This is a genomic window from Micromonospora sp. S-DT3-3-22 (assembly GCF_015354745.1).
GTDB classification, from domain to species: Bacteria; Actinomycetota; Actinomycetes; order Mycobacteriales; family Micromonosporaceae; genus Micromonospora; species Micromonospora wenchangensis.
On the sequence record NZ_JACGMO010000114.1, the window covers coordinates 1 to 25,190 of the forward strand.

Sequence of the window (25,190 nt, forward strand, 5' to 3'; positions counted from 1 at the left end):
GGCGGGCCGGACGCGGCGGGCCGGGGCGCGGTCCCCCACCACCACGTCCGATGGGAGCCACCATGATCCGTCACCGCCTGCTCGCCGGGGCCGTCGTCGGCCTGCTGACCGCCGTGCTGGGCCTGCCCGGCACCGCCCCCGCCGGACCACGCCGGGACGGCCTGCGCCTGTGCGCGCTGCATCCGCTGCCCCTGCCCGCCGGGGTGGCCCACGGCCGGGCCACGGCCGTCGATCCGACCGGGCGGTACGTCGCCGGCATCGGCACCCGGATCACCGACGGGGTGTGGGAGCCGGCGCTGCTGCTCTGGCAGGGTGCCCGGGTCACCGTCGTGGACACCGCGCTGGCCGAGGACGTGGTGGGCGTCAACAGCGCCGGCGTGGTGATCGGCAACGCCTACGTCACCGCGGTGCAGCGGCCGTGGCGCTACCAGAACGGCGGGCTGACCGACCTGCCCGTCCCGGGGAGCGTCTCGGGCGCCTGGGCCGCCGGGATCAACGGACGCGGGGACGTCGTGGGGTACGGCGCGGTGGAGGCGACCGAGAGCATGATCGCGTTGCGCTGGCCGGTGGACCGACCGGGCACGGTCGAGACGATCGACACCCCGCCCGACGGGGTCGCCGTCACGGTGCTGGACGACGGCACCGTGGTCGGCTCCGCCCGGGTGTCGGCGGGCTCGTCGTCCTACGCCGGCTGGGTGCGCCGCCCCGACGGGCAGTTCGTCCGGCTCACCGTGCCCGGCAGGTCGAACGCCTGGGTGTTCGCGGCCCGGGGCGGGTGGGCGGCCGGCACCACCGGCGACGACCCCGACGGACAGCGGCAGCCGGTGCGGTGGGAGTTGGGCACCGGGAAGGCCACCGTCGTCGACCCGGCGGTGGAGCCGGTGCAGGACGTCACCGCCGGTGGGGCGCTGCTCGGCCCGCGGGCGGTGTGGCACGCCGACGGGGTGACGCCGCTGCCGGGGGCGGTCGCCGGGTTCCCCGGTGTGCAGGCGCGGGCGGTCACCGACACCGGCACGGCGGTCGGTTGGACCACCACCGACCGGTTCACCCCGGTGCGCTGGACCGGCTGCTGACGGGCCACCGGCCCGCCCGGTCGGGTCCTGTGGCCCTGTCCGCGACCCGCCGGGGCGGCGCAGGGTGGGGGCAGAGCGACCAGGAGGTGTCTGCGATGACCTCGCCGTCCACCCGGCCGGGCCCGGTGCCGACCGTACGCGAACTGACCGCCGCCGCCGAGCTGTCCCGGTACGCGCCGTCGGTGTTCAACACCCAACCGTGGCGCTGGCGGGTCACCCGGGGGCTGTTGGTGTTGCACGCCGACCCGACGCGGCAACTGGCCAGCACCGACCCGGACGGGCGGTTGCTCGCCCTGAGCTGCGGCGCGGTGCTGCACCACGCCCGGGTGGCGCTGGCCGCCGCGGGGTGGCGGGTCGAGGTCGACCGGCTGCCCGACCCGGCCGACCCGGGGTTGCTGGCCCGGCTGCGGGCCACCGGGCCGGGTGGGCTGGACCTGGCCGCCGCCCGGTTGACCGAGGCGATCCCCCGGCGGCGCACCGACCGGCGGGCTTTCGGCGACCGGCCGGTGCCCGACGAGGTGCTGACCGGGTTGCGGGCGGCGGTCGAGGCCGAGGGCGCGCACCTGCACGTGGTCCGGGCCGACCAGATGCCGATGCTGGCCGTGTCGACGGGCCGGGCGGCCGACGCCGAGCTGGCCGACCCCGGCTACCGGGCGGAGCTGCACCGGTGGACCCACCGGCCGGCCGGCAGCGGTGACGGGGTGCCGGCGGCCACGGCGGTGCGCCCGGGGCCGCGTCGGGTGCCGCTGCGTGACTACGCGCCGGGCGGTGCCGCCGGGTTGGCCGCCGGCGTCGACTTCGACCGGGGTGCGGCGTACGTGATCCTGTTCGGTGACCGGGACGACCCGGCGGGGTGGCTGCGCGGGGGCGAGGCGCTGTCGGCGCTGCTGCTCACCGCGACCGCGGCGGGGCTGTCCACCGCCCCGATCAGCGACACCATCGAGCTGGCCTGGCCGCGCCGGATGATGCGGGAGCTGCTCGCCGACGTGGGCGAGCCGTACCTGGTGGTCCGGGTGGGGTGGGGGCCACCGGCGGCGGAGCTGCCGGCGGCGCCGCGCCGCCCGGCGGCCGAGGTGATCCACGTCGACGGGGACGGCTGACCGTCCGACGCCGGCCGGGCGCTGTGCCGGGCCGGCGTCGGACGGTGCTCAGACGCCGGAGGTGGCGAGCACCCGGGCCGGGGGTTCGTCGATGGCCGGCGGGGCGGTCTCCCGGTTGGGCAGGGAGAGCCGGATGACCTTCCACCAGGCGGAGGCGACCTGCTTGGGCAGTGGGCCCGTGGTGTAGGTCAGCCCGTACCTGTCGAACAGCGCCCGTACCTGCGGGGCGATCTCCTGGTAGCGCTTGCTGGGCAGGTCGGGGAAGAGGTGGTGCTCGATCTGGAAGGACAGGTTGCCGGTCATGATGTGCAGCAGCCGGCTGCCGCTGATGTTGGCCGAGCCGAGCATCTGCCGCAGGTACCACTCGCCCCGGGTCTCGCCCTCGATCGAGGTCTTGGAGAACGTCTCCACCCCGTTGGGGAAGTGGCCGCACATGATCACCGAGTGGCTCCACAGGTTGCGGATCAGGTTCGCGGTGAAGGTCGCGGCCAGGGTGGTGAGGAAGGACGGGCCGGACAGCAGCGGGTGGATGACGTAGTCCTTGAGCACCTGGCGGCGGATCTTGCGGCCGACCGCGCGCAGCCGGGCCCGGAACTCGGGGGTCTTGTGCCGGCCCTTGCGCAGGTTGCGGCCCAGCTCCAGGTCGTACGCGGCGATGCCGTACTCGAAGAAGCAGGCGTTGACGAAGTTCCACAGCGGCTGGCCGAGGTGCATCGGGTACCACTTCTGGTCCTCGTCGACGCGCATGATGCCGTACCCGAGGTCGTTGTCCTTGCCCAGCACGTTGGTGTACGTGTGGTGCAGCTGGTTGTGCGAGTGCTTCCACTGGTCGGCCGGGGAGACGTGGTCCCACTCCCAGGTGGTGGAGTGGATCTTCGGGTCGCGCATGAAGTCGTACTGGCCGTGCAGGATGTTGTGGCCGATCTCCATGTTCTCCAGGATCTTGGCCACCGCCAGACCGGCGGTGCCGACCACCCAGGCCGGCGGGAAGAGTGAGAAGAGCAGCACCGCGCGGCTGCTCATCTCCAGGGTCCGCTGGGTCCTGATCACCTTGCGGATGTAGGCCGCGTCGCTCGCGCCGCGCTCGGCGAGCACCCGGTCCCGGATGGCGTCGAGTTCCCTGCCGAGCGTCTCGATGTCCTCGGCGCTCAGGTGGGCGATCGGGTTGACGGGCTTGTGCTGGATGACGGTCACGTCCGGCCTCCGGTCAGAGATCGATGTCGCAGGTACCGGCCGCCGCCGACACGCAGGTCTGGATGAGCACGCCGTCACCGGGGACGGCGGTGGTGAGTTCCCCGGTGCGCAGGTCCCGCACCGCGCCCTGGCGCAGCGGCAGGACGCAGCCGTAGCAGATGCCCATCCGGCAGCCGGACGGCATCAGCGCGCCGGCGGCCTCACCGGCGTCGAGGATCGGGGTGCCGCCGTCGGCGGCGAGGGTGAGGCCGGTGCGGGTGAAGGTGACGGTGCCGCCCTCGCCGGGCGCGATGACCGTCGGCCGGAACCGTTCGGTGTGCAGCCGGTCGGCGACGCCGGCCGCCGTCCAGTGCTCCTGCACCGCGTCGAGCATGCCGACCGGGCCGCAGGCCCAGGTCTGCCGGTCGAGGTGGTCGGGGACCAGGCCGGCCAGCTCGTCGACGCCGAGCAGGCCGTCCCGGTCGGTGTGCCGTTCGACCAGCCGGATGCCGCCCTGCGCGGCCAGCGCACGCAGCTGCGGGCCGAACACGACGTCGTCGGGGGTCGGCGCGGAGTGCAGCACGACCACGTCGGCGCGGGTGTGCACGCCGGCGCGGAGCATGCCCATCACGGGGGTGATGCCGCTGCCGGCGGTGAGGAACAGCACCCGGGCGGGGACCGGGTCGGGCAGGACGAAGTCCCCGAGCGCCTGGTCGAGCTGGACGACCGTGCCCACCCGGGTCCGGTGGACCAGGTGGTTGCTGACCCGGCCGTCGGGGATGGCCTTGACGGTGACGCTGATCAGGCGGTCGGGGCGGTCGGGGGCGGAGGTCAGCGAGTAGGCCCGCCACTGGCGTACCCCGTCGACGTCGACGCCGAGGCGGACGTACTGGCCGGGGGTGTGGCCGCGCCAGTCGCGGCCGGGCCGGATGGTGAGGGTCGCCGCGTCGGGGGTCTCGGGCTCGACGGCGACGATCCGCCCGCGCAGGGCGGCCCCGGCGCGCAGCGGCGCGACCAGGTCGAGGTAGTCCTCCGGCAGCAGCGGGGTGGTGACCGTCTCGGCCAACCGCAGGAGCCGGTCCCGGACGGTGGTCTTCGCCTCAGGGTGCGGGACGGTGGTGGTCATGAACCCAGGGTCCTCGCACTTTCGCATAACATCTTGACCGGGGAAGGTGAATCGGACGCGGTAACTTGTTCGAAGGGAACAACATGTCGGAATCGGGGGCGACCAGCCACCTGGGCGGCCGGCTGGAACTCGACGCGCAGGTGGCCGCGCGGTTACGCGGTCGGCTGCCGATGGTCGCCGCGCACACCGTCACCACCATCACCGCCGAGGTCCCCGCCTACTCCGGCACCCTCACCGGCCAGATGCGCGAGAAGATCGAGAACGCGGTACGCATCGCGTTGGGCACGTTCCTCCAGCTCATCGAGCGGGCCGGTGGGGCGGCCGACCCGAGCACCCCGCTGAACCGGGCGCTGGAGGCCGCGTACGCGCTGGGCGCCGGGGAGGCGCGGGCGGGGCGGAGCATGGACGCGCTGCTGGCCGCCTACCGGGTGGGGGCGCGGGTGGCCTGGCGGGAGGTCTCCACCACCACCGTGCGCAGCGGGTTGTCCGCCGAGACGGTCGCCGAGTTCGCCGAGCTGATGTTCGCCTACATCGACGAACTCTCCGCCGCGAGCGTCGCCGGCCACTCCGACGAGCTGGCCAACGTCGGCCGGGCCCGGCGGCGCGACCTGGACCGGCTCACCCAGCAACTGCTGGCCGGGGAGCCGGAGGAGGTGCTGCGGCGCGGCGCCGAACGGGCCGAGTGGCCCCCGCCGCAGACCCTGACCGTGGTGGTGCTGCCCCGCAGCAGCCTGCGCGGGGTACTCGCCGTGCTCCCCCCGCACACCCTGGAGAGCGGCGAGGAGCTGCCCGGGGCGCAGTGGGCCGAGGAGGGGGCGCTGCTGCTCGTCCCGGACATGCACGGCGGGCGGCGGCGGCAGCTCGCCACGGCGCTGCACGGGCACCGCGCGGTGCTCGGCCCGGCCCGGCCCTGGGTCGCGGTGGCCCGGTCGTACCGGCGGGTGTTGACGGCGCTCGCCGTCGGCGTGCCGGCGCCCGCCGACGGCGCCGCGCTGGACACCGAACAGCACCTGGCCCGGCTGGTGCTGCACACCGACCCGGAGGCGCTGGCCGACCTGCGCGCCCAGGTGCTCGCGCCGCTGGCCACGCTCCCGGCGGCGACCGCCGCGCGGCTGGCCGAGACGATGCGTTCCTGGCTGCTGCACCAGGGACGCCGCGACGACGTCGCCGCCGACCTGTTCGTGCACCCGCAGACGGTCCGGTACCGGATGGGCCGGCTGCGGGAGCTGTACGGCGACCGGCTCAACGAACCCGGCACGGTGCTCGACCTGACCGTGGCGCTGGCGTTCCCGCCCGCCGGGCAGACCGGCCCCGCCGACTCCTGAGCCGGCGCGCAAATCCCACCGGACTCGGTCGTGGCGGTGGTCCGAGGTGGACGGTCGGTGGGACTGTGTCGACAGGACGACAGGAGAGCGTCCGGCGGCTGACACCGCGTGACGGCATGGGCCATGATGGCGGCATGCGTCTGATCTTCTCGGTCTCGGACTCCGACGAGTCGCCGGTGCACGACCTTCGCGACGAGCTGGTGGCCGACCCGGAGCTGCGCGACGGCCGGGTCCGGCTGGTCCACCGGGCACCCGAGCCGGGCACCCTCGGGGCCGCCGAGGTGCTGGAGTTCGTCGGCCAGGACGTGCTGCTGCCCGTGGTGATCCAGGCGGTGTACGACTGGTTCCAGGCCCGGCGTAGCGCCCGGCGCGGTGGCGACACCACCGTCACGGTCACCCTCACCGACAGCCCGGACGGCAGCCGGGAGGTGAAGATCGAGGCCAGCGGCTCGGCCGCGGACGTCATCGCGGTGCTCCAACAGGGCCTGCGGTGACCGCTGCGCACCAACCACGGTTCGACCCGGCCCAGTCCCAGGCCGTCCTGCTGGGGGTCAGCACCTACGACCATCTGGGGCTGACCGTTCCCGCCGCCCACGACAACGTCGAGGAGCTCGGCAGGGCCCTCGCCGCCCGCGAGGTCTGGGGTCTGCCGGGCTGGAGCATCCAGACCGCGCATGATCCCACCTCCGCCGAAATGGAGGGGCGGGTCCGCAACGCCGCCAACTCGGTCGGCCCGGACGGCGTGCTGGTGGTCTACTTCGCCGGTCACGCCGTACTGGTGGGCCGGTCGCTACGCCTCCTTCCCCGCGAGGCCCCGGACACCTCCGGCACCGAGTTCCCGGTGGAGAGGTTCGTGGCGGCGGCCAAGGGCAGGGACGCCCGGCGGTGCCTGCTGATCCTCGACTGCTGCCACGCGGGAAACGCCAGCCTGGTCCTGCCGTCGGAGGCGCTGCATCTCGACGAGGACCGTGGCTGGCAGCTGATGGCGGCCGTCCGCAGCGGGCCGGCGCGCGACGCCGGCCCGGACGAGCTGCACACCCCGTTCACCCGGGCCCTGCTGGAGGTCTTCGGGCGCGGCCGGGCGGACGCGCCCGAGTGGCTGAGCCCGACGGAGGTGCTGCGGGAGGCCGGGGAACTCCTGGCCGGCGAAGGCTTTCCCGCGCCGGCCCGCAGCCCGGTCGAGTTCGACCGGGGCTGGGTGCGTAACCCGGCGTGGCGTCCGCCGCAGCGGCGTGCGGTGCCGTTCCCCCGCCGGCCGGCCGGCTCCCCCACCGACCAGGGCGAACGGTCCGGCTTCGAGAGCGCCTGGCCGGCCCGGCAGGTGCCGTTCGCCGGCCGGGTCCCGGAACTGGCCCGGGGCGGGGCCAGCCTGCGCCTGCCGCAGGGGGCGGTGCTGCCGGTCGTCGGGCCCCGGCACGCCGGCAAGCGGTACTTCGTCGACGAGGTGCTGGCCCGCTTCGCCGAGGAGGCCGGGCAGCTCGACGAGGTGGCGCTGCTGCGGCTGGACATCCCCAACAGCAGCGCGCCCGAGCCGGTGCTCGGGGTGCTCGCCCGGGAGCTCGACGTCACCATCGACGACGTCACCGACTACGGCATGGACTACGCCGAGGCGGTCCGGACGACCCTGGTCGAGGAGTTGCAGCGGCAGCTGCACCGCCGGCGGCTGATCCTGTTCGTCGAGGGTTCCCGGTTGGGCACCCGGCCGGAGGCGGTCCGGGCGCAGCTGGACCGGCTGCTGGAGCTGTCGGTGTTCGACCGGGCGCTGGTCATCATCGCCACCCGGGCGGAGGTACACGTCAGCGGCGACAACCGGCTGCGCTACCTGCCGGTGGTCCAGCTGCGGGAACTCAGCGAGGACGAGGCCACCGCGCTGGTCGACCAGGTGCTCGCCGACCCGCTGTACGGCGGCGGCCTGACCATCACCGGCCTCGCCGAGGGTCGACTCTGGACGGAGCTGGACGACAAGCTCGTCCGGCTGCCCGGGGTGCTGCACAACGGGGTCGACGAACTCGCCAACGACGTGCTGAACAAGCGGATCGAACAGCCGGGTGTCGAACACCTCGTCGACGCGCTGCTGCGCCGCTCGGCCGCCACGGTCGGCGCCGGGCTGCGGGACGTCGACTGCTTCGCGCTGTGGACGGGCGTCGACGGCGGGCGTGGCCGGCCCGGTGCGCTGGCCGTGCTGACCGCCTGGGCGATCACCGACGGGCTGTGGATGTCCACCGAGCTGCTCGAAGCGATGGACTGCGGGCTCACCCCGCAGGCCACCCACCATCTGGTCGAGGCCCGCATCCTCACCCAGCAGGAGCACGACGGCACCCTCTGGCACGACCTGGGCCGGTCGACCCGGCACGCGCTGAGCAACGCGTTGACCGCCACCCTGCGCGGCAGCGGCGGCGACAACGTCTACGGGCGGGCGCTCGTCGACGGCGTCGAACTCACCCCCGACCAGCTCGACGAGCCGGTGGCCGAGGCGATGTTCGCCCTGGTCACGGCGATGCTGCGACAGCGGCAACGACACCCCGACAACTCCGACCGGCACGTCATGAAGGGCGTCGACCGGGCGATCGGCTGCCTCGACGAGGCGGTGCTGGGCGGGTATCCCCGGCTGCGGGAGACGCTGACCAACCTCGCCGCCGCGCACTCCGGCGACGCCGCGTTCAGCCCGGTGCTGCTGGAGGCCACGGCCGTCCCGGCCGTCGACGAACCGGTCACCACCCCGACCGACGCCGTCGCGCCGCCGGTCGACGCGGACGTCCCCGCCGGCCGGCCGGTCCGGGCCACCGGCTACCCGGTGGTCGCCGGTGCCGCCCGGCTCAACCAGGCGATGCGGGCCACCGGGCAGGGCCAGCAGGTGCGCGAGGCGTTCGTGGCCGCCGCCGACGTCGTGGCGGAGGCGATCGGGCAGGCCGACCGGGACGCGCTGTCGCACCGGCTGCTGAAGTCGATCGACACCGCGCTGTTCATCGGTGGCCGCCGGCTGCGGGCGGGGACGAGCCTGCTGCCGGCCCGGGAGCGGGCCGCGCCGGTGCTGGCCGACTGCGCCCGGGTGGCCGGCGGCAGCCGACCGGATCTGATCACGGTGGCCATCTCCTGGCTGCTGAACACCGTCGACCTCCAGCTCACCTCGGGGCGCGTCCCCGCCGCGCGGGCCGCGCTCGGCACCGCGTTCGAGCTGTTCGACCTGATGCCCGAACCGGTCACCCTGCGGGACCGGTTCGCGGTGTTGCAGATGCGCCACCGGCTGCTGTGCGGCCGCGCCCGGGGGCAGCGCACCCTGGCGGAACGGGTGACGACGCTGTCCGAGGCGACGGCGGCGGTCAGCGAGGGGCTGGCCCTGTCCGGGTCGGACAGCGACCGGGGCCTGTGGAGCATGCGGCTGTGCGGGGTGGCGACGCTGCTCGTCGCCGAGCAGCCGACCTTCGCCGACCAGGCGGCGACGGGCCGGCGGGTGGTCGAGGAGCTGACGGCGGCCTGGGGTTCGCCGGCCCGCTGGCCGGGCGACACCCGGATGTACGTGTGGCGGCTGCTGCACGCCGTCCACCGGGGCGACCCGGACGTGGTCAGCCAGTTGGACGCCGCCCGGCGGACGATGGCCCTGGTGCTCACCGACGGCGAGTTCCCGCTGTTCCCGGGGATCGAGGCGGAGGTGCACCTGTTCGTCGCGCACTGTCTGCGCCGCAACAACCAGTTCGCCGAGGCGACGACCGAGGCCGAGGTCGCGCTGGAGTGCGCGCGGCGGGCCCACGAGGACCGACCGGGCGCCCAGTCGCTGCTGCGGGAGTTGCGCATCCAGCGGGAGCTGGGCGGCTGGCGGGCCGAGGTCGACGCGCCCCCGCGCGCCGGCGACGCGCCCCGGACCCGGCCACGGGACCAGAAACTGCTGCGCCGGATCAGGGAGGTGCAGACCTGGCTGGCCGAGCAGGAGCACACCACCTGGCACCACGCGGTGCTCGACCTGTGGTGCCACCGGGCCCGGTGGAGCAGCGAGGGTAACCTGCTGGCCGCGTCCACCCCGGAGGGGCGGGAGAGCAGCACCGTGCCGCCGCCGGAACGGCTGGTCAACATCCGTCGGCTCTACCGGGTCCGCCGGGACAAGCTCGACGGGCACCTGCGCCGGTTCAGCCACTCGATCGAGCTGCTCCAGATGGAGGTGGGGCTGGAGCGGCAGTACCGGCGCTGGCTGGGGGTGCTGGAGACGTACCGGGACGAGCAGGGGGTGAACCGTCGTAACGACGTCGACAACAGCGCGGTCTGGGAGCTGATCCGGGCCGCCGAGCGGCGTTGGCCGGAGCATCCGGGGGTGCTGGAGGTCCGGGCGGAGTTCCACCGCTACATCTGGGAGTACCGGCAGGCGATCGAGACGTACCGGCGACTGATCGTGACCGCGTCGGACGGTCGGGGACGGTTGCGGCACGGGCTGGCCATGGTGGAGGCCGTCGTCGGGTACGCCCAGTTCGCCTGGCCGCGCAACGACCCCGACCCGCGTCCGCTGCTGCTGGAGGCGGGCGAGCTGCTCGCCGCCGAGGAGCGGGAGGGGCCGCTGCTGGAGCAGTTGGTGATCCTGCGGACCCGGGTCGACCTGGAGCTGAACCGGGAGATCGCCTGGAACGACGTCGAGAGGGTCGCCACCGAGATCATGAGCAACGGCGGCTACACCGAGGGTGTCGCGGCGATGCTCAACCGGCGGTGGAGCGGCGACTCCGTGGTCACCAGCCTGGCCGACCCGGGGGTGTGGCGGATCGCCGAGGACAGCGCGTTCGCCGACCAGCTCCACCGGCTCTTCGGCAGCTCGCCCCGGGTGCGTCCGCCGGCCGACCGGGAGGTGACCGACGAGTCCCACTCGACGATCGCCGACTTCCTCCGGGAGAACTTCACCGAGGTGCAGCTCCTGCGCGGCCTCGGTGCGGTCTACCTGCGGATGGCGGAGCTGCGCCGGGACCCCGACCAGGCGGTGCGGGCGTTCCACTTCTTCGACGGGTGCCGGGTGTTCCAGCAGGTCCACCTGGGCGGCCGGGTCACCCCGGTCACCAACTTCCTGATGGCCCGGGCGATCCTGCTGGCCGCCGAGCTGACCTCCTCGGCCGATCCGGTCGCCGAGCCGTGCCCGTGGGAGGGCCGCAGCTGGCTGGAGTACGCCGAACGGCTCCTCCAGTCGAGCAAGGACGAGTCGGTGGGCGAGTTCGGCAAGCAGTGCAGCCACTTCCGCAAGGAGACCAGCAACCTGCTGCGTACCGTCCGGGTCCGGCAGGGCATGGAGAAGATGCGTAACCTGCGCCGTCCCCGGTGACCGCGCCGGGTGGCCGTCAGTCGGCGGGGCGGGTCGCTCCCTGACCGACGCCGGCCGGGGAACGTCGGGCGCAGCTCAGCGCGGCGAGCGCCGCACCGGCCGCGAGGCCGGCCAGGCCGGTCCACAGCGCCGGGTCGGCCCGTACCCCGCCGGGTAGTTGCCGGACCAGCACGAAACCGCCCATGACCAGGACGAACCAGCCGAACGACCGGCGTAGGACCTCGGCCGGCACCCGGCTGGTGAGCCGCCCGCCGAGCAGGCTGCCGAGCACGGCGGCGGCGGTGACGGCGAGCGCCAGCGGCCAGTGGATGTCGACGGTCCAGAGGTAGCCGGCGAGACCCGCGAACGACTTCATCGCGATCACCACCAGCGAGGTGCCGATGGCGACCGGCATCGGCAGGCCGCCCAGCAGCGCCAGCGCGGGCACCACCAGGAACCCGCCGCCGGCCCCGGCGAGGCCGGTGACCAGCCCGACCACCGCCCCGTCGGCGAGCACCCGGGGAAGCGGCAACTCGTGCGGCCCGGAGCCCCCGGCGACCCGTCGGCCACGGATCATGGCGGCGGCGGTGGCCAGCATCATCACCGCGAAGCCGGTGAGCAGGAGTGTCGGCGGGAGGTGGCCGGCCAGCCGCCCGCCGACGTACGCCCCGGCCATGCCGGCGAGGCCGAACACCAGCCCGGTACGCCAGCGGACCCGGTGTGCCCGGGCGTGCGGCAGCACCCCGACGAGGCTGGTGACGCCGACGACGAGCAGCGAGGTGGCGATGGCCTCCCGGGCCGGCAGGTCGGCGACGTAGACCAGCAGCGGCACGGCCAGGATGGAACCGCCGCCGCCGAGCAGGCCGAGGCTGACCCCGATCAGCACGGCCAGCCCGACGGTCAGCGGCAGGGTGGCGTTCACCCCTGCCGTCCGGTGTCACCGCGCAGCTGGGCGACGACACCGTCCAGGTCGCGTCCGGCGCCCCGGTTGTAGGGCAGCCGACCCATGGCACAGGTGTCGGTGAGGGCGGCGACGGTGAGCCCGCCGCCGATCAGCGCGGCGACCCACTTCAGCCCCGGCACCAGCACCGAGCCGAGGACGCTGACCAGCACGATCGACCCGGCGACGAGGCGTACCTGCCGTTCCAGGTCCCGGCGGGGGGTGCCCCGCCGTACGGGAGCCGGGATCTTCTCCCAGGCGAGCATGCCGCCGTCGAGGACCCGCAGGTGGGGCAGGCCGGCGGCGGCGAGCGCCCGGCCTGCGTCGGCCAGGGCATGCAGGGTGTCGGCGTCGACGGTGGCCGCGCGGGTGGGGTCGGTGCGGTCCATCTCTCCTCGTTTCGGGGTCCACCGCAGCGGTGGTGGGGGCGGCCGGGTTCAGGCGGGGGTGGTCAGGGCGAGGCCGGCGGGCGCGGCCCGGTCGAACCGGTCGTCGACGACGACCACCGTGCGGCCGGCATTGGCCAGCAGGGACGCGGCGGCGCTGGCCCGGTAGCCGGAACCGCAGTGCACCCAGATCACCCCGGTGGGGATCTCGGCGAGCCGGGCCCGCAGGTCGGGCAGGGGGACGTGGACCGCGTCGGTGAGGTGCCCGGCCGTCCACTCGTTGGTCATCCGCACGTCGAGGACGACCTGCGGGGTGGGCAGTCCGGCGGGCGGGTTCCCGGCGCGGGCGGCGGCCAGGGCCGCGAAGTCGGCGGTGGGCTGCTCGCGGAGCTGGCCGGGGTCGACGGCCCACCGTTCGGGGCCGCCGGTGGCCTGGGCGGCGGGCCGGTCGATGCCGATGCGGGCCAGCTCCCGCTGGGCCTCGGCGAGCTGTTCCGGGGTCTCGGCGAGCAGGGTGAGCGGGGTGCCCCAGTCGATCAGCCAGCCGAGCCAGGTGGCCATCGGCCCGTCGAGGCCGAGGCTGACCGTGCCGGTGAGGTGCGCGGCGGCGTACGCCTTGCGGTGCCGCAGGTCGACCACCCACTGCCCGGCGGCGATCCGTTCGCGCAGCTGCCCGGCGTCGGCGCGGGTCGCCGGGGTGAGGTCGATCGGCGTCGGGCCGGCGGCGTTGGTGGCCCCCATGTGCGCGTAGTACGCGGGGTGGGCGTCCAGGCCGGCGAGGATGTCGGTGACGAAGTCGTCGGCGGCGAGCCGGAGCACCGGGTTGACCTGCCGCTCCCGACCGATGGTGGAGTCGGGGGCGTCGGCCTGGGTGGCGGAGCAGAAGCTGCCGAAGCCGTGGGTGGGCCAGACCTGGGTGCCGTCGGGCAGCAGGTCGGCCAGCCGCCGGGCGGAGGTGTGCTGGTGGTGGGCGAGTTCGTGGGCGTGCTGCTGGCCGAGCAGGTCGGTGCGGCCGGTGGTGCCGAAGAGCAGGGAGCCGCCGGTGAAGACGCCGACCGGCTGCCAGCCGCCGTCGGTGGCGGTGTCCAGGACGTAGGACAGGTGGTGGAAGGTGTGGCCGGGGGTGGCGACCACCCGTAGCCGCAGGGTGTCCGACACGGGCACCTCGTCGCCGTCGTCGACCGGGGTGCGGGGGAAGTCGACCTGGTCGGCGGCGGCCACCAGGTATTCGGCGCCGGTGAGCCGGGCGAGTTCCCGGCCGCCGGAGACGTAGTCGTTGTGCAGGTGGGTCTCCACCACGTGGGTGATCCGGACGTCCCGCTGGCCGGCCAGGCGCAGGATGCGGTCGACGTCGCGTTGCGGGTCGACCACGACCGCGATCCGGCCGTCGGAGGCCAGGTAGCTGCGGTCGCCGAGGGAGGACGTGCTGAGCACCGTCACCTCAACAGTCATGACAGACCTCTCTTTTCGCCTATACCCCTGGGGGTATGTAACCGACAGACGGGTGCACGTGTTCCGGGGTGGGGAGTACCCGCCCGGGGCCCACTCAGGCGGGCCGGGCGGGATGCCGATCGCGGGTCAGGCCAGCGCCAGGAAGAGCTTCTCCAGCTCGGCCTCGGCCATCTCGGGAGTCTCACCGCGCGCACGCGCCGCGTCGCAGTGCCGCATCCCGGAGGCGATGATCTTGAAACCGGCCCGGTCGATGGCCTTGGAGAGCGCCGCGAGCTGGGTCAACGCCTCCCGGCAGTCCTCGCCGTTCTCCATCATCTCGATCACGGCGTTGAGCTGACCCCGGGCCCGCTTGAGCCGGGTCAACGCGTCGCCGGTCATCTCCGGTCGCAGTTTCACGGTGCACCTCCTGCCACCAACATACCCCCGGGGGTACCCGAACCGCCACCCGCCCCGCAACGGCCGCGTCGGCCCGCCCCGGGGAGAGGGCGGGCCGACGCGAGGGGGATGCGGGTCAGTGCCGACGTCGGCCGTACGTGCCGGCGAGGAGGGCGACGCCGATGGCCGCGAAGGCCACCTGGAGGAACAGCTCGATCCAGTCGATGCCCGGTGTGTCGTCCACCCCGAGCGCGCCGGCGAGCAGGGTGCCGAGGATCGCGGCCACCACGCCGATGGCCAGGGTGAGCAGGATCGAGATCTTCTGCTTCCCGGGCACCACGAGGCGACCCAGGGCACCGATGATCAGACCGATGATGATGGCGGTGAAGAAGCCCTGTACTTCCACGTGTGTCGTCCCTCCACGAGTCGCTGTCGACCTCGCTTCTGCCCCGGGTGGGCGGGCGGTGAAACCACGACGGGACGCTGCGGGCCAAATGTCACGCGACTGTCATGCCCCCGCGTGGGGACCGTCATCCGACCGCCACGCCGCACCCCGCAGGGTCCGCTCCAACAGGTCGAACAACGCCGTCCAGTGCCGCTCGGTGGCCCCCTCGTCGTACATCGCGGTGTCGGCCATCGTGAAGCCGTGCGGCGCGCCGGCGTACACCTCGGAGCGGTAGGCGACCCCGGCGGCGTCGAGCGCCCCCTCCAACGTGGCGATCTGGTCGGCGGTCATCGACTCGTCCCGGTCGGCGTGGGCGAAGTACAGCTCGCCGGTGACCGCGCCGACGCCGAGGTGCGGGCTGTCCGGCCCGTCGGTGACGACCCGTCCGGCGTGGAAACTGGCCAGCGCCGCGATCCGGTCCGGGTGCGCCTCGATCGCGCGCAGCGCGTTGGTGCCACCCATGCAGTACCCGACGATCGCCACCGGCCCGTCCGCGACGTCGTCACGGGCGGCGAGGAAGTCCAGGTAGGCCCCGGCGTCCCGGGCCACCAGCTCCGGGGTGAGCGCGCTGATCAGCGGCACGATCCGGCCGAACAGCTCGCCGCGCCGCTGCGGGTCGGCCAGGTCGGCGAGGTCGACGCGCGGCATCGGGCCGGTGCGGTGGAACAGGTTCGGCACCAGCACCAGGTAGCCCCGCGCGGCGATCCGCTCGGCCATCTCGGCGAGCCGGGGACGCAGCCCGAAGGCGTCCATGAAGAACAGCACCGCCGGGAACGGCCCGTCGCCGTCCGGCCGGACCAGGTACGCGTCCGCCGCGCCGTCGCTGGTCGGAACCTCCACCGTCGTCGTGCCCACCATGGTGTCTCCTCACCCGGGTGCCGGCGCACCCACCGGCGGAACGCTACCCGGCGGCGGCCCGCCCGGCGGGGCACCGCGACCCGTCCCCGGGAGCCGCCGGGCCGGCCCCCGGATCGGGGGTGTCACGGATCGGCGGCCCCGCCGGTCGTACGGGTGGAGGGCGGCGCGACCGCCATCGACGGACAGGGAGTGGATCAGCCATGAAGATCGTCGTCATCGGGGGCAGTGGACTCATCGGCAGCAGGCTGGTGACGCTGCTCGGGCGGCAGGGCCACCAGGCGGTGGCCGCCTCGCCGCGGACCGGGGTGGACACGCTCACCGGCACGGGGGTGGCCGAGGCGCTCGACGGCGCCGACGTCGTGGTGGACGTGTCGAACTCCCCGTCGTTCGAGGAGACCGCCGTCCTGACCTTCTTCGAGACGTCCACCCGTACCCTGCTCGACGCGGAGGAGAAGGCCGGCGTACGGCACCACGTGGCGCTGTCGATCGTCGGCACCGACCGCATTCCGGACAGCGGGTACATGCGGGCCAAGGTGGCGCAGGAGGCGCTGATCGCGGCGGCCGGGATTCCGTGGACGGTGGTGCGGGCCACCCAGTTCTTCGAGTTCGTGCCGGCCATCGTCGAGTCCGCCGTGGTGGGCGACGAGGTACGCCTGCCCCCGGCGCTGATCCAGCCGATCGCCGCCGACGACGTGGTGACGGTGCTGGCCGAGATCGCCGCCGGCGCACCGGTCCACGGGATCGTGGAGCTGGCCGGACCACAGCGGTTCCCGCTGGACGAGCTGGGCCGGGAGACGTTGGCCGCCGCCGGTGACCCCCGGCCGGTGGTCACCGACCCGCAGGGACGGTACTTCGGGGCGCTGCTGGCGGAGCGGTCGCTGGTTCCGCTCGGCGCGGCCCGTACCGGCGAGATCCGGCTGGCCGAGTGGCGCGGGCGCTGACCCTGTGCGCGGGCCCGACGTCGGGTGACGTCGGGCCCGCGCGTCGCACCGCCTACGGTAGGCGCATGACGACCGGGTCCGGGACCGCCGCCGAGACGGGGCGGGTCGTCCCGGCGGCGGACCTGGCCGCGTTCCTCGACGTCCGGCCGAGGCTGTTCGGGTTGGCCTACCGGATGCTGGGCAGCGTCGTCGAGGCCGAGGACGTGGTGCAGGAGGCGTGGCTGCGCTGGCAGGGCGCCGACCGTCGCGGGGTGCGCAACCCGGCGGCCTTCCTCACCACCACGACCACCCGGTTGGCGGTGAACGCGGCCACCTCGGCGCGGGCCACCCGGGAGACGTACGTGGGGCCGTGGCTGCCGGAGCCGGTCGACACCAGTGCCGACCCGACCCTCGGCGCGGAACGGGCGGCGGCGTTGGACGTCGCGGTCCTGCTGCTGCTGGAGCGGTTGGCCCCCGCCGAACGGGCCGCGTACGTGCTGCGCGAGGCGTTCGACTACCCGTACCGGGAGATCGCCGGGGTGCTCGGCACGTCCGAGCCGAACGCCCGGCAACTGGCCAGCCGGGCGCGGCGGCACCTCGCCGCCGAGGGGTCCACGCCCGCCCCGCCGGCCCAGCGGCGACGGCTGGTGGAGGCGTTCCTCGGCGCGGCCCGCGACGGCGACCTGGCCACCCTGGAACGGCTGCTCACCGACGACGTGGTGGCCCGGTCCGACGGTGGCGGCCGGGTGTACGCGGCCCGTCGGGACGTGTGCGGGCCGGCCCGGGTGACGAACTTCCTGGACAACGTGCGGCGCAAGTACTGGCGCGCGACGACTGTCGACCTGGTGGAGGTCAACGGCGGTCCGGCGGTGCTGGTCACCGCGGACCGCCCGGTCACCCTGATCACGCTGGACACCTCGGTACGGGGCATCGGGCGGCTGCTGCTGGTGGTCAACCCGGACAAGCTGGGTCGGCTGCCGACCCGCCGCTGACCGGCGAGTTCCGCCACCGTTCACGCAACGAGGTGCCGCTCGCCGAGGCGTGGGACTCCGGTGCGCGCAGCTGGAGCACCAGCCGCCGCCAGGCGTACGCCAACGACCTCGGCGGCAGCCGGCCGCTGGCCGCCGTCACCGACAACGTCAACCAGGCCAGGAGCGACCAGGACCCGGCGACCTGGCTGCCGTCGTACAGCGCCGCCCGCTGCCGGCTCACCGTCGACAGCGCCGAGAAGAGCGCCCTGACCAGCCTGGCCGGCGGCTGCCCGAACGCCACCATCTCGGTCACCTACGCGTACCGAGGGGAGCCGCCCCCGCCCCGTCCCAGTCCGGTGCCGGCCGGGGCGGGGGTGGCGACGGGCGGACGGCCCAGCAGCCGCAGCGCGTTGGCCCCGGCGACCAGTCGGGCCTGCGCCCCGTCCAGGCCGGCCGCCGCCAGCGCCGTCTCCACCCGCTCGCGGGTCGTGTGACGTCGCCCGATCGGCCAGTCTCCGCCGACCAGCACGTGGTCGACGCCCAGCAGGTCGGCGGCGAACCTGATCGCGGCCGGCGCGAACCCCATGGTGTCGAGGTAGACGTGCGCCCCGGGCGCACCCGGGGGCCGTGCGGTCAGCACCTCCCCCTCGTCGTGGGCGGCGGCCAAGGCCAGGCCGGCCACCCCCAGCATCGGAAAGACCACGTGCAACCCGGAGAGTTCGGCCAGGACCCCGTCGTGCAGCAGGGACAGCAGCGCCGCCGCGTTGATCGTGCCGCGCGCCAGGGAGGTGCCGAACCCGCCCAGGCCGGCGAAGGCGGTCGTCAGCAGCTCCGGGCTGACCGGGTGGGCGAAGACCGGCACCCCCAGCTCGGCCGCCGCCGTCAGGGTGGGTCGGGCGGCTGCCGCGCTGAGCAGTTGACCGTCCGTGGCGCAGTCGACGACCAGCCCGGACAGCCCCAGCTCCCGGACCGCCCGCACCGCCTCCTCGGCCGCCGCGTCGCCGCCGAACGCGTCGATGGTGGCCAGCCCGCTGAGCCGGTCCGGCGCCGTCGCCACCGTCTCGGCGAGACGGTCGTTGAGCCGCCGCAGGTCCGCCGGGCGGGTACGTTCGCCGTGCGGCGTCACCAGTGCCGGTGGCGCGCTCAGCACCCGCAGGTCGACGCCGAGCCGGCCGGACTCGGCGAGCAGGTCGTCCAGGTCGGCGATCCGGCGGGCCAGGACCTCCCACCGTCCGGCCAGCTCCGCGGAGCTGTTGCGGGGCGGCAGCGCCGGATGGTCCGCGGCGGCGTGGTGGGTGTGGAAGTCGGCGACGTACAGCGGCCCGGCACACTCCGCACCCATCAGACGTCGATGAAGGTGTAGGTGAAGCCGCGCCCGGCCCGGTGCACGTACCCGGCGGCCGGGAACGGGAAGTGGGCCGGCACCAGCAGGTCACCGGAGTCCGCGGCCCGCTCCAGCAGCCGACGGCGCTGGTCGGCGGAGTCGCCCGGCACCACGCAGTACCGGATGCTCCACTCCGGACGCTCCAGCTGGACGCCGTGGTGCAGCATGTCCCCGGCGAACAGGGCCCGCTGCCCGGCCGACTCGACCACCAGGTAGACGTTGCCGGGGGTGTGGCCGAACGCCGGGACGAGGTGGATCTCCGGGGTGAGCACCTGGTCGGCGGGGACCAGGTCGAGCACCCCGGCGGCGCGCAGCGGCAGGATGCTGTCCGCGAGGTAGTCCCCGGTCCGTTCCAGCGCCGCCGCGCCCTCGGGGCCGGTCCACCACTCGAACTCCTCCCGGACCACCAGGTAGCGGGCGTTGGGGAAGGTCGGCACCCAGCCGCCGGCCCCGTCCGCGCTGGTGGCGAAGCCCACGTGGTCGACGTGCAGGTGGGTGAAGACCACCGTGTCGATGTCGGCGAGGGAGACCCCGGCCCGGGCGAACTGTTCCAGGAACGGCCGGTCCGCGCGGTCGAACACGCCGCCCCGGCGCGGCTTGCCGTTGCCGCCGCCGGCATCGACCAGGATGAGCCGGTCCCGGGTCCGGAGCAGGTGGGCCTCCTGGTTGAGCCGCAGCCGCCCCTCGTGGGTGAACGGCTCCCGGGTGTAGAAGGCCCCCTCGGTCCAGGAGCCGGACTCCAGTTGGGGGAAGAAGTCCGTCGGCACGGGGAAGTAGTCGACCTCCCGGATCGGGAAGACCTCGACCTCGCCGACGTGGAACGACCACAGCGGGCCCGCTCCCCCGCCGGTGTCGACCCACCGGGGTTCCGTCGACGCGTCGGTGTGCCCATGCTGGTCGGCTGTTGGTGTGCTCACGGTGCCACGTTCTCCAGTCGGTCGGATGGTTGCCTGTCGGGGTGCTGCGGCACGCCACGCACCTGGGCATGGACCCGGGCGCGCAGTTCGCCGAACCGGGGCAGCGAACGGGTGCCGAGCTGGTCGCGTTCGGCCGGCAGGTCGATCGGGATGTCCGCCCGCAGGCCGGCCGGGGCCGCGCCGAGGACGACGACCCGCTGGCTGAGGTAGACCGCCTCGTCGATGTCGTGGGTGACGAACAGGACGGTCATCCCGTACCGCCGCCACAGCCCGGCCAGCAGGTCCTCCAGGTCGCCCCGGGTCTGGGCGTCGACGGCCGAGAAGGGCTCGTCCATGAGCAGCAGCCGGGGCCGGTAGGCGATCGCCCGGGCGATCGCGACCCGCTGCTGCATGCCGCCGGAGAGCTGCCACGGGTACGCGTCGGCGGCCCGGGCCAGCCCCACCGCGTCGAGGGCCTCCGCGACGAGCCCCCGACGCCCGGCACGGGTGTAGCCGCGGTGCCGCAGTGGCAGCTCGACGTTCTGCCGGACGGTCTTCCAGGCGAACAGGCTGCGGCCGTACTCCTGGAAGACCACGGCGAGGTCGGCCGGCGGCTCGGTGACCCGTTGCCCGCCCAGGTGGACGGCGCCGGTCGAGGCGGGCAGCAGCCCGGCGACGATCTTCAGCAGGGTGGTCTTGCCGCAACCGGACGGTCCGACGACCGCGACGAACTCGCCGTCACGGATCGACAGGGTGATCCCGGTCAGCGCGTCGACGTTGCGTTCCCGGGAGCGGTACGACCTGCCGAGGTCGACGATGCTCAGCAGGGTGTCGCTGGCTGGTGTGGTCATGATGCTCCCTCTCGTCCGGTGACGCCGCGATGCCAGCGCAGGGCCCGGCGCTCGACCAGTTCGAGCAGCTTCGCCAGGGCGAATCCGAGCGCGCCGAGCAGCAGCACGCCACTCCACATCTCCGGGATCGCGAAGCTGCGCTGGAACCGGATCACGGTGAAGCCCAGCCCGTCGGTGCTCATCAGCATCTCGCTGACCACCATCACGATGATCGAGACACCGAGCGCCTGACGGGCGCCGGCGAAGACCTGCGGCAGGGCCGCGTGCAGGAGCAGCCGGTGCCGGGTCCACCTCGGCAGGCCGAACACGGCGGCGGTCTCCCGCCCGACGTCGTCCACGGCCCGGACCCCGTCGGCGGTGTTGAGCAGGATGGGCCAGAGCGCGCCCGACACGATGACGATCAGTTTGGTGCCGTCGCCGATCCCGACCGCGACCAGCAGCACCGGGATCAGCACCGGCGACGGCAGCACCCGGAAGTACGCCAGCAGCGGGCTGGTCAGGTCACGCACGACCGACCACCGCCCGATCACGTACCCGGCGGCGACGCCGAGCAGCAGCGCCGCGCCGTAGCCGACGGCGAGCCGCCACAGGCTCGGTACGACGTCCCGCAGGAAGACCTCGGAGAGCCACACCTCGCGGAACGCCGCGACGATGACGCGCAGCGGCGGCAGGAAGATGTTCGTGCTGTCCGCGCTGGCCACCCACCAGAGCACCAGCAGGACGACGGGCAGACCGAGCGCCCGGCCCACCGCGCTGCCGGCCCGACCGGGCCCGCCCGGGGCCCCCGGCCGTCGACCCCCGGCGCTCACCGGGCCCACTCCCGCCGGGTGGCGACGTGCCAGTGCAGCAGCCGCCGCTCAGCCAGCCGGGCGAGCAGGTCGAGCACCACCCCGATGCCGCCGGTGAGCAGCACCAGCGCGTACATGCCGGTGGACTCGCCGGACTCCTGGCTGCTCCAGATCAGCTCACCGAGGCCGGCGGCGCCCATCACCAGCCCACCGGTGAGCGCCAGGGCCAGCGCCACCGACACGATCAGCCGCAGCGCCGTGCCGAGGTACGGCAGCACCGTCGGCCAGGTGACGTGGACGACCCGCCGCAGCCGGCCCAGCCGGAAGCTGCGGGCCGTGTCCACGGCCACCTGGTCGACCTCCCGCAGGCCGTACAGCACCTGGAACAGCACGACCCAGAAGCAGGAGACGGCGACCAGCAGCACGGTGATCTGCCCGACGTCGAGCACCAGGATCAGCACCGGGATCAGCACGATCGACGGCACCGGGCGGAGGAAGTCCAGGGTGGAGGAGGTCACCCTGAGCAGCCACGGCACCGAGCCGACCGCGAACCCGACCAGGATGCCCGCGACCACCGCGATCAGCAGGCCCTGGACGGCGGCCAGCAGGGTGCGCCCGGTCGCCGTCCAGAACCTCGCCCCGGTGAGCAGTTCGACGGCCTCCGGGACGACGGCGGTCAGCGGCGGCACGTGCAGCGGCGAGAAGAACGCCCGGCTCAGCACCTCGTACGTCACCGCCGCCCCGGCCAGCCCCACCGCGCCCAGCAACTGTCGGTGACCCCACCTGCCGCCGACCGGCCGGCGGGCCGGCGGATCGCCGTGGCCGGGGGTGGTCACGGCAGGATCAGCTCGTCGAGGTTCGGCGCGTCGGTGATCAGGCCGTCGCGTTGCGCGTACCCGACCAGTTTCTCGGCCGCCTGGCGGCTGACCTGGTCCCGCCATCCGGTGATGGTGATCCGGTTGGCGACCTCGGGGGTGATCTGGGTGAACGTCGGGATCTTCGCCCGGACCTCGTCCTCGTGCTCGCGGGCGTAGGCGTACGCCTCCCGGACCGCGTCCCGGAACGCCGTGGTGACCTTCGACTGCTCCCGGGTGTACGCGCCGGAGGCGTACCAGGCCGACACCGTGAGGTCCTCGGCCAGGTCGGTGAAGCCCCAGCCGATGGGGACCGCGCCCTGGGCCTTGGCCGCCGACAGGAACGGCTCGACCACCCACGCGCCGTCGACGCGCCCCTCGCTGAGGGCGGCCGGCACCTGCGGGAACGGGATCTCGACGAGCTTCACCTTCGCCGGGTCGCCGCCGTCGGCCCGGATCGACTCGCGGGCCGCCGCGGCGGCGATGTTGGTGAGGATGTTGACCGCGACGGTCTTGCCTTCGAGCTGTTTCGGGCTGGTGATGCCGGACTTGCCGGCCACGACGAGGGCGCCGTAGTCGGCCCCCGCCTTGCCGGTCGAGGCGGAGGCCGGCAGCAACGCCTTGACGTCCAGCCCCTTGGACCGCGCCACGATCAGGGTGGTGAGGTCACCGGTGGCAAAGTTGACCTTGCCGGCGAGCACGGACGGCACGGATGTCAGGTCCGAGGTCTCGGTGTCCACCTCGACGCGCAGGCCGTGCCTGGCGAAGATGCCCCTGTCCTGGGCGAGGTAGATCGGGGCGAGGTGGGCCAGCGGGGCCGAGGCCAGCGTGACGGTGGTCAGGCCGTCGGCGTCGGCCCCGGACGCCGCCTCCTCCTCGCCGCAGGCGACGAGGGGGGTGACGAGCAGCGCGGCGGTCAGCAGGCCGGCCAGGCCGCGGCCGGAACGGCGACGCGGGGAGCGGGTGGATGTCGACGACACGGTCGTTCTCACTTTCGGCAGAGGGTTCGGACGAGCGGGTGTCCGGGTCGGCGGCGCGGGCGCGGTCGGACCCGGGCGGGTCAGAAACGCAGGCGCAGGTCCAGGTCCCGGACGTGGTCGGGGAAGGGGGTCGGCCCGCCCAGGGCGAGTGCGCCGAGGCTCGACACGGCCGCCTCCTCGATCGCCACGACCAGGCTCGCGGCGTGGGTGGCCGAGTCGCCGGCGACGAGCAGACCGTGGTTGCCGAGCAGCACCCCGTACGTCTGCGGGTGGGCCCGGTAGGTCTCGGCGATGGAGCGGACGGCCTCGGCCGTGCCGCGCGGTGCCCACGGCGCGACCGGCAGGTCGACGGCCTGGCCGTGGACCAGCAGCGCCTCGTACCGGGCGGGCAGGCTGACCGAGGCGAGCGCGTAGCTGGTGGCGTACGGGGAGTGGGTGTGGATGACCGCGTTGACGTCCGGCCGGGTCCGGTAGACGCCGACGTGCATCTTGAGGATCGCGGCCACCGACGGGCTCGGCGTGCCGTAGCGGACCTCGCCGTCGAGGTCGACGACGACGACCTCGTCGTTGACGGTACGCAGGCCCGCAAGCCCGACCCGCAGGTCGTCGGCGGGCCACGGGCGCAGCAGGTCACCGGCGTTGACGGCGAGGAGATCGTCGTGGCCGGGCAGTCGGACGCTGATGTTGCCGTGTCCGCTGGCGGACATCGCCGAGGCGGCGAAGATCCGGTTGATGCCGGTCGTCAGGCCGGCTCTGGCGGCGGCCAACTCGTCGGCGGCGAACGTCGTGCGTCCGGTCGGAGGGGCGGAGGGGCGGGATTCGGTCATGGCGGGGCGACCCTGTCGTCGAGGCGGTCGTGCGTACGCACCCGGGAAGGTCGTGCGTACCGGCACGGGGAGATGAGCGGTTCGCGGTCGGACGATCGCGGACGCGTGGACCCGCGCGGTGGCGCGGGAGTCAGACAGCGGAGCGGGGGCGACGGTGCCGTCGTGGCGCGGTGGCCGGTGAGGGACGGCCGGTGAGGGTCAGCGGCTACAACAGAGCGCGCTGCCGGTGCGGCCGTAGTCGACCGCCCGGCAGGCGGTCAGCAGCGTCGACATAACCCCAGTATGCCCCTAGGGTTTGTAGGCAATCAAGGTGCCCCCACCAGTGATCTGCGCCCCACCCGCGACACCCCCGCCGAACCCCCCGTGACAGGATCGACAGGTGCCGAAGATCAACGTCTATCTGCCGGACGCCCTCGCCGACCGGGTACGGGAGGCACGACTACCGGTCTCGCGGATCTGCCAGGTCGCGCTGACCCAGGCGCTGGACGGCAGCGACAACGCCACCCACGACGCGCCCGCCGAACTCGCGCTGCCCGAACAGGTCGCGCTGACACCCCCGCCCAACCACCACGTCGCGGCGATCCTGCGCCAGTCCTACGACGTCGCCGCCGCCCGTGGTGCGGCCACCGTCGAGACCATCGACGTCCTCCAGGCGTTCCTCGACGAGGGGGAGAGCCTGGTCCTGAACACCGTCGAACTGCTGGGCTTCCCGGTCGCCTCGATCCAGGCCGCCGTCACCGACGAGGTCGACGCCCGGGCCACCACCGGGGCGGGCCACCCGTCGGCCGCCGGTGCCGCGCCCACCATGGCGGCCGGGGCCCACGCGGCGCTGGCCGTCGCCGCCAGCCAGGCCCGCGCCCACGGATCGGCCGTCACCGCCGGCAGCCACCTGCTGCTCGGGCTGCGGGAGGACCCGGGCGCCGCGGGTCAGGTGCTGCGCAGGGTCGGCGTCTCCGAGGCCGTCACGCCAGCCGTCCTGTCCGCCCTCTTCCACGGGTTCACCTTCGGCCGGATGAACCTGGACCGGGACGCGGACAGCGCCGCGCTGCGGTCGATGATGCTCACCCTCATCGACCGCATCGACCAGTTGCAACAGCAGCTCGCCGCCGGCCGGTAGCGGCCGGCGCGCCGACGGCGGAGGGCCCCGGCCACCCCGGGTCACCGCCGCGCGGGTGCGCCCACCCACCCGGCGCGCCC

At 74.3% G+C, this 25,190-nt stretch carries 23 protein-coding genes and 1 pseudogene; 8 read left to right on the plus strand and 16 right to left on the minus strand.

Annotated features, from left to right (window positions below):
- Positions 1-62 precede the first annotated feature (62 nt).
- Positions 63-1,073 (plus strand): hypothetical protein, encoded by a 1,011-nt coding sequence (locus H1A17_RS26495; RefSeq protein ID WP_145920421.1) that lies wholly within the window; start codon positions 63-65, stop codon positions 1,071-1,073.
- 95 nt (positions 1,074-1,168) lie between these two features.
- A complete protein-coding gene (locus H1A17_RS26500) occupies positions 1,169-2,173 on the plus strand; it encodes an Acg family FMN-binding oxidoreductase (RefSeq protein ID WP_145920422.1) in 1,005 nt (334 codons plus the stop codon).
- A 48-nt stretch (positions 2,174-2,221) separates the two neighbouring features.
- Here H1A17_RS26500 and H1A17_RS26505 read toward each other — a convergent pair whose 3' ends face one another.
- Both H1A17_RS26505 and H1A17_RS26510 read right to left on the minus strand, forming a co-directional pair.
- A complete protein-coding gene (locus tag H1A17_RS26505) occupies positions 2,222-3,367 on the minus strand; it encodes an acyl-CoA desaturase (RefSeq protein ID WP_145920423.1) in 1,146 nt (381 codons plus the stop codon).
- Between the two features lie 13 nt (positions 3,368-3,380).
- Entirely contained in the window at positions 3,381-4,472 is a 1,092-nt protein-coding gene (locus tag H1A17_RS26510; protein ID WP_145920424.1) for a ferredoxin reductase, read from the minus strand.
- Positions 4,473-4,555: 83 nt separating this feature from the next.
- Here H1A17_RS26510 and H1A17_RS26515 point away from each other — a divergent pair, with 83 nt between their 5' ends.
- The 3 genes from H1A17_RS26515 (at position 4,556) to H1A17_RS26525 (ending at position 11,087) form a co-directional block, all read left to right on the plus strand.
- On the plus strand, positions 4,556-5,797 hold the full coding sequence (locus tag H1A17_RS26515) for a CdaR family transcriptional regulator (RefSeq protein ID WP_194823153.1): 1,242 nt from the start codon (positions 4,556-4,558) through the stop codon (positions 5,795-5,797).
- Positions 5,798-5,931: 134 nt separating this feature from the next.
- Complete coding sequence (locus tag H1A17_RS26520) at positions 5,932-6,291, plus strand: hypothetical protein (protein WP_194823154.1); 360 nt, start codon at positions 5,932-5,934, stop codon at positions 6,289-6,291.
- Positions 6,288-11,087 (plus strand): caspase family protein, encoded by a 4,800-nt coding sequence (locus tag H1A17_RS26525; protein WP_194823155.1) that lies wholly within the window; start codon positions 6,288-6,290, stop codon positions 11,085-11,087. Before H1A17_RS26520 ends, H1A17_RS26525 begins: the two co-directional genes overlap by 4 nt.
- Before the next feature lie 16 nt (positions 11,088-11,103).
- Here the strand turns inward: H1A17_RS26525 and H1A17_RS26530 are convergent, their stop codons facing one another.
- The 6 genes and pseudogenes from H1A17_RS26530 to H1A17_RS26555 all read right to left on the minus strand — a co-directional run bounded on the left by H1A17_RS26530 (position 11,104) and on the right by H1A17_RS26555 (position 15,522).
- The gene (locus H1A17_RS26530; RefSeq protein WP_194823156.1) at positions 11,104-11,988 is read right to left on the minus strand and encodes a sulfite exporter TauE/SafE family protein; all 885 of its coding nucleotides are present in this window, start codon (positions 11,986-11,988) and stop codon (positions 11,104-11,106) included.
- Positions 11,985-12,335: pseudogene (locus H1A17_RS26535) on the minus strand (DUF2892 domain-containing protein); the annotation flags it as partial. The pseudogene H1A17_RS26535 and the gene H1A17_RS26530, both read right to left, overlap by 4 nt.
- A 108-nt stretch (positions 12,336-12,443) precedes the next feature.
- Positions 12,444-13,844, minus strand: a complete 1,401-nt coding sequence (locus H1A17_RS26540; RefSeq protein WP_145920429.1) for an MBL fold metallo-hydrolase — start codon at positions 13,842-13,844, stop codon at positions 12,444-12,446.
- 126 nt (positions 13,845-13,970) lie between these two features.
- Positions 13,971-14,240 (minus strand): metal-sensitive transcriptional regulator, encoded by a 270-nt coding sequence (locus H1A17_RS26545; protein WP_194823157.1) that lies wholly within the window; start codon positions 14,238-14,240, stop codon positions 13,971-13,973.
- 115 nt (positions 14,241-14,355) lie between these two features.
- Positions 14,356-14,625, minus strand: coding sequence for a GlsB/YeaQ/YmgE family stress response membrane protein (locus H1A17_RS26550; RefSeq protein WP_145920431.1), 270 nt, complete (start codon positions 14,623-14,625; stop codon positions 14,356-14,358).
- 102 nt (positions 14,626-14,727) lie between these two features.
- Positions 14,728-15,522, minus strand: coding sequence for a dienelactone hydrolase family protein (locus H1A17_RS26555; protein ID WP_194823158.1), 795 nt, complete (start codon positions 15,520-15,522; stop codon positions 14,728-14,730).
- Positions 15,523-15,722: 200 nt separating this feature from the next.
- Between H1A17_RS26555 and H1A17_RS26560 the strand changes: the two genes are divergently transcribed.
- Entirely contained in the window at positions 15,723-16,463 is a 741-nt protein-coding gene (locus H1A17_RS26560) for an SDR family oxidoreductase (protein WP_194823159.1), read from the plus strand.
- A 65-nt stretch (positions 16,464-16,528) separates the two neighbouring features.
- Positions 16,529-17,434 (plus strand): RNA polymerase sigma-70 factor, encoded by a 906-nt coding sequence (locus tag H1A17_RS26565; protein WP_145920433.1) that lies wholly within the window; start codon positions 16,529-16,531, stop codon positions 17,432-17,434.
- On the opposite strand, the gene H1A17_RS35885 is transcribed toward H1A17_RS26565, so the two are convergent.
- The 8 genes from H1A17_RS35885 to H1A17_RS26605 all read right to left on the minus strand — a co-directional run bounded on the left by H1A17_RS35885 (position 17,394) and on the right by H1A17_RS26605 (position 23,993).
- On the minus strand, positions 17,394-17,726 hold the full coding sequence (locus H1A17_RS35885; RefSeq protein ID WP_194823160.1) for a hypothetical protein: 333 nt from the start codon (positions 17,724-17,726) through the stop codon (positions 17,394-17,396). The two genes, H1A17_RS26565 and H1A17_RS35885, sit on opposite strands and share 41 nt — an antisense overlap.
- Positions 17,727-18,755: an amidohydrolase family protein gene (locus H1A17_RS26575; RefSeq protein WP_145920434.1), complete on the minus strand. Its 1,029-nt coding sequence runs from the start codon at positions 18,753-18,755 to the stop codon at positions 17,727-17,729.
- A complete protein-coding gene (locus H1A17_RS26580; protein WP_168222515.1) occupies positions 18,755-19,714 on the minus strand; it encodes an MBL fold metallo-hydrolase in 960 nt (319 codons plus the stop codon). The genes H1A17_RS26575 and H1A17_RS26580 overlap by 1 nt, the downstream gene beginning before the upstream one ends.
- Positions 19,711-20,544: an ABC transporter ATP-binding protein gene (locus tag H1A17_RS26585; RefSeq protein WP_194823161.1), complete on the minus strand. Its 834-nt coding sequence runs from the start codon at positions 20,542-20,544 to the stop codon at positions 19,711-19,713. The genes H1A17_RS26580 and H1A17_RS26585 overlap by 4 nt, the downstream gene beginning before the upstream one ends.
- The gene (locus H1A17_RS26590) at positions 20,541-21,353 is read right to left on the minus strand and encodes an ABC transporter permease (protein WP_240762192.1); all 813 of its coding nucleotides are present in this window, start codon (positions 21,351-21,353) and stop codon (positions 20,541-20,543) included. The genes H1A17_RS26585 and H1A17_RS26590 overlap by 4 nt, the downstream gene beginning before the upstream one ends.
- Positions 21,350-22,168 carry an ABC transporter permease gene (locus H1A17_RS26595; RefSeq protein WP_240762194.1) on the minus strand — a complete coding sequence of 273 codons (819 nt, stop codon included), beginning with the start codon at positions 22,166-22,168 and terminating at the stop codon, positions 21,350-21,352. The genes H1A17_RS26590 and H1A17_RS26595 overlap by 4 nt, the downstream gene beginning before the upstream one ends.
- Complete coding sequence (locus H1A17_RS26600) at positions 22,165-23,166, minus strand: ABC transporter substrate-binding protein (protein WP_168222516.1); 1,002 nt, start codon at positions 23,164-23,166, stop codon at positions 22,165-22,167. The genes H1A17_RS26595 and H1A17_RS26600 overlap by 4 nt, the downstream gene beginning before the upstream one ends.
- A gap of 80 nt (positions 23,167-23,246) precedes the next feature.
- A complete protein-coding gene (locus tag H1A17_RS26605; RefSeq protein WP_145920439.1) occupies positions 23,247-23,993 on the minus strand; it encodes a class II aldolase/adducin family protein in 747 nt (248 codons plus the stop codon).
- A 379-nt stretch (positions 23,994-24,372) separates the two neighbouring features.
- Between H1A17_RS26605 and H1A17_RS35670 the strand changes: the two genes are divergently transcribed.
- Positions 24,373-25,110 carry a Clp protease N-terminal domain-containing protein gene (locus H1A17_RS35670; protein WP_194823163.1) on the plus strand — a complete coding sequence of 246 codons (738 nt, stop codon included), beginning with the start codon at positions 24,373-24,375 and terminating at the stop codon, positions 25,108-25,110.
- Positions 25,111-25,190: the final 80 nt, after the last annotated feature.

What these genes read in the sequence shown, in the direction of transcription:
- H1A17_RS26500 (WP_145920422.1), top strand. Translation starts at nt 1,169, where the DNA reads ATGACCTCGCCGTCCACCCGGCCGGGCCCGGTGCCGACCGTACGCGAA.
- H1A17_RS26495 (WP_145920421.1), top strand. Translation starts at nt 63, where the DNA reads ATGATCCGTCACCGCCTGCTCGCCGGGGCCGTCGTCGGCCTGCTGACC.
- H1A17_RS26520 (WP_194823154.1), top strand. Translation starts at nt 5,932, where the DNA reads ATGCGTCTGATCTTCTCGGTCTCGGACTCCGACGAGTCGCCGGTGCAC.
- H1A17_RS26605 (WP_145920439.1), bottom strand. Translation starts at nt 23,993, where the DNA reads ATGACCGAATCCCGCCCCTCCGCCCCTCCGACCGGACGCACGACGTTC.
- H1A17_RS26585 (WP_194823161.1), bottom strand. Translation starts at nt 20,544, where the DNA reads ATGACCACACCAGCCAGCGACACCCTGCTGAGCATCGTCGACCTCGGC.
- H1A17_RS26575 (WP_145920434.1), bottom strand. Translation starts at nt 18,755, where the DNA reads ATGGGTGCGGAGTGTGCCGGGCCGCTGTACGTCGCCGACTTCCACACC.
- H1A17_RS26555 (WP_194823158.1), bottom strand. Translation starts at nt 15,522, where the DNA reads ATGGTGGGCACGACGACGGTGGAGGTTCCGACCAGCGACGGCGCGGCG.
- H1A17_RS26560 (WP_194823159.1), top strand. Translation starts at nt 15,723, where the DNA reads ATGAAGATCGTCGTCATCGGGGGCAGTGGACTCATCGGCAGCAGGCTG.
- H1A17_RS26515 (WP_194823153.1), top strand. Translation starts at nt 4,556, where the DNA reads ATGTCGGAATCGGGGGCGACCAGCCACCTGGGCGGCCGGCTGGAACTC.
- H1A17_RS26565 (WP_145920433.1), top strand. Translation starts at nt 16,529, where the DNA reads ATGACGACCGGGTCCGGGACCGCCGCCGAGACGGGGCGGGTCGTCCCG.
- H1A17_RS26510 (WP_145920424.1), bottom strand. Translation starts at nt 4,472, where the DNA reads ATGACCACCACCGTCCCGCACCCTGAGGCGAAGACCACCGTCCGGGAC.
- H1A17_RS26540 (WP_145920429.1), bottom strand. Translation starts at nt 13,844, where the DNA reads ATGACTGTTGAGGTGACGGTGCTCAGCACGTCCTCCCTCGGCGACCGC.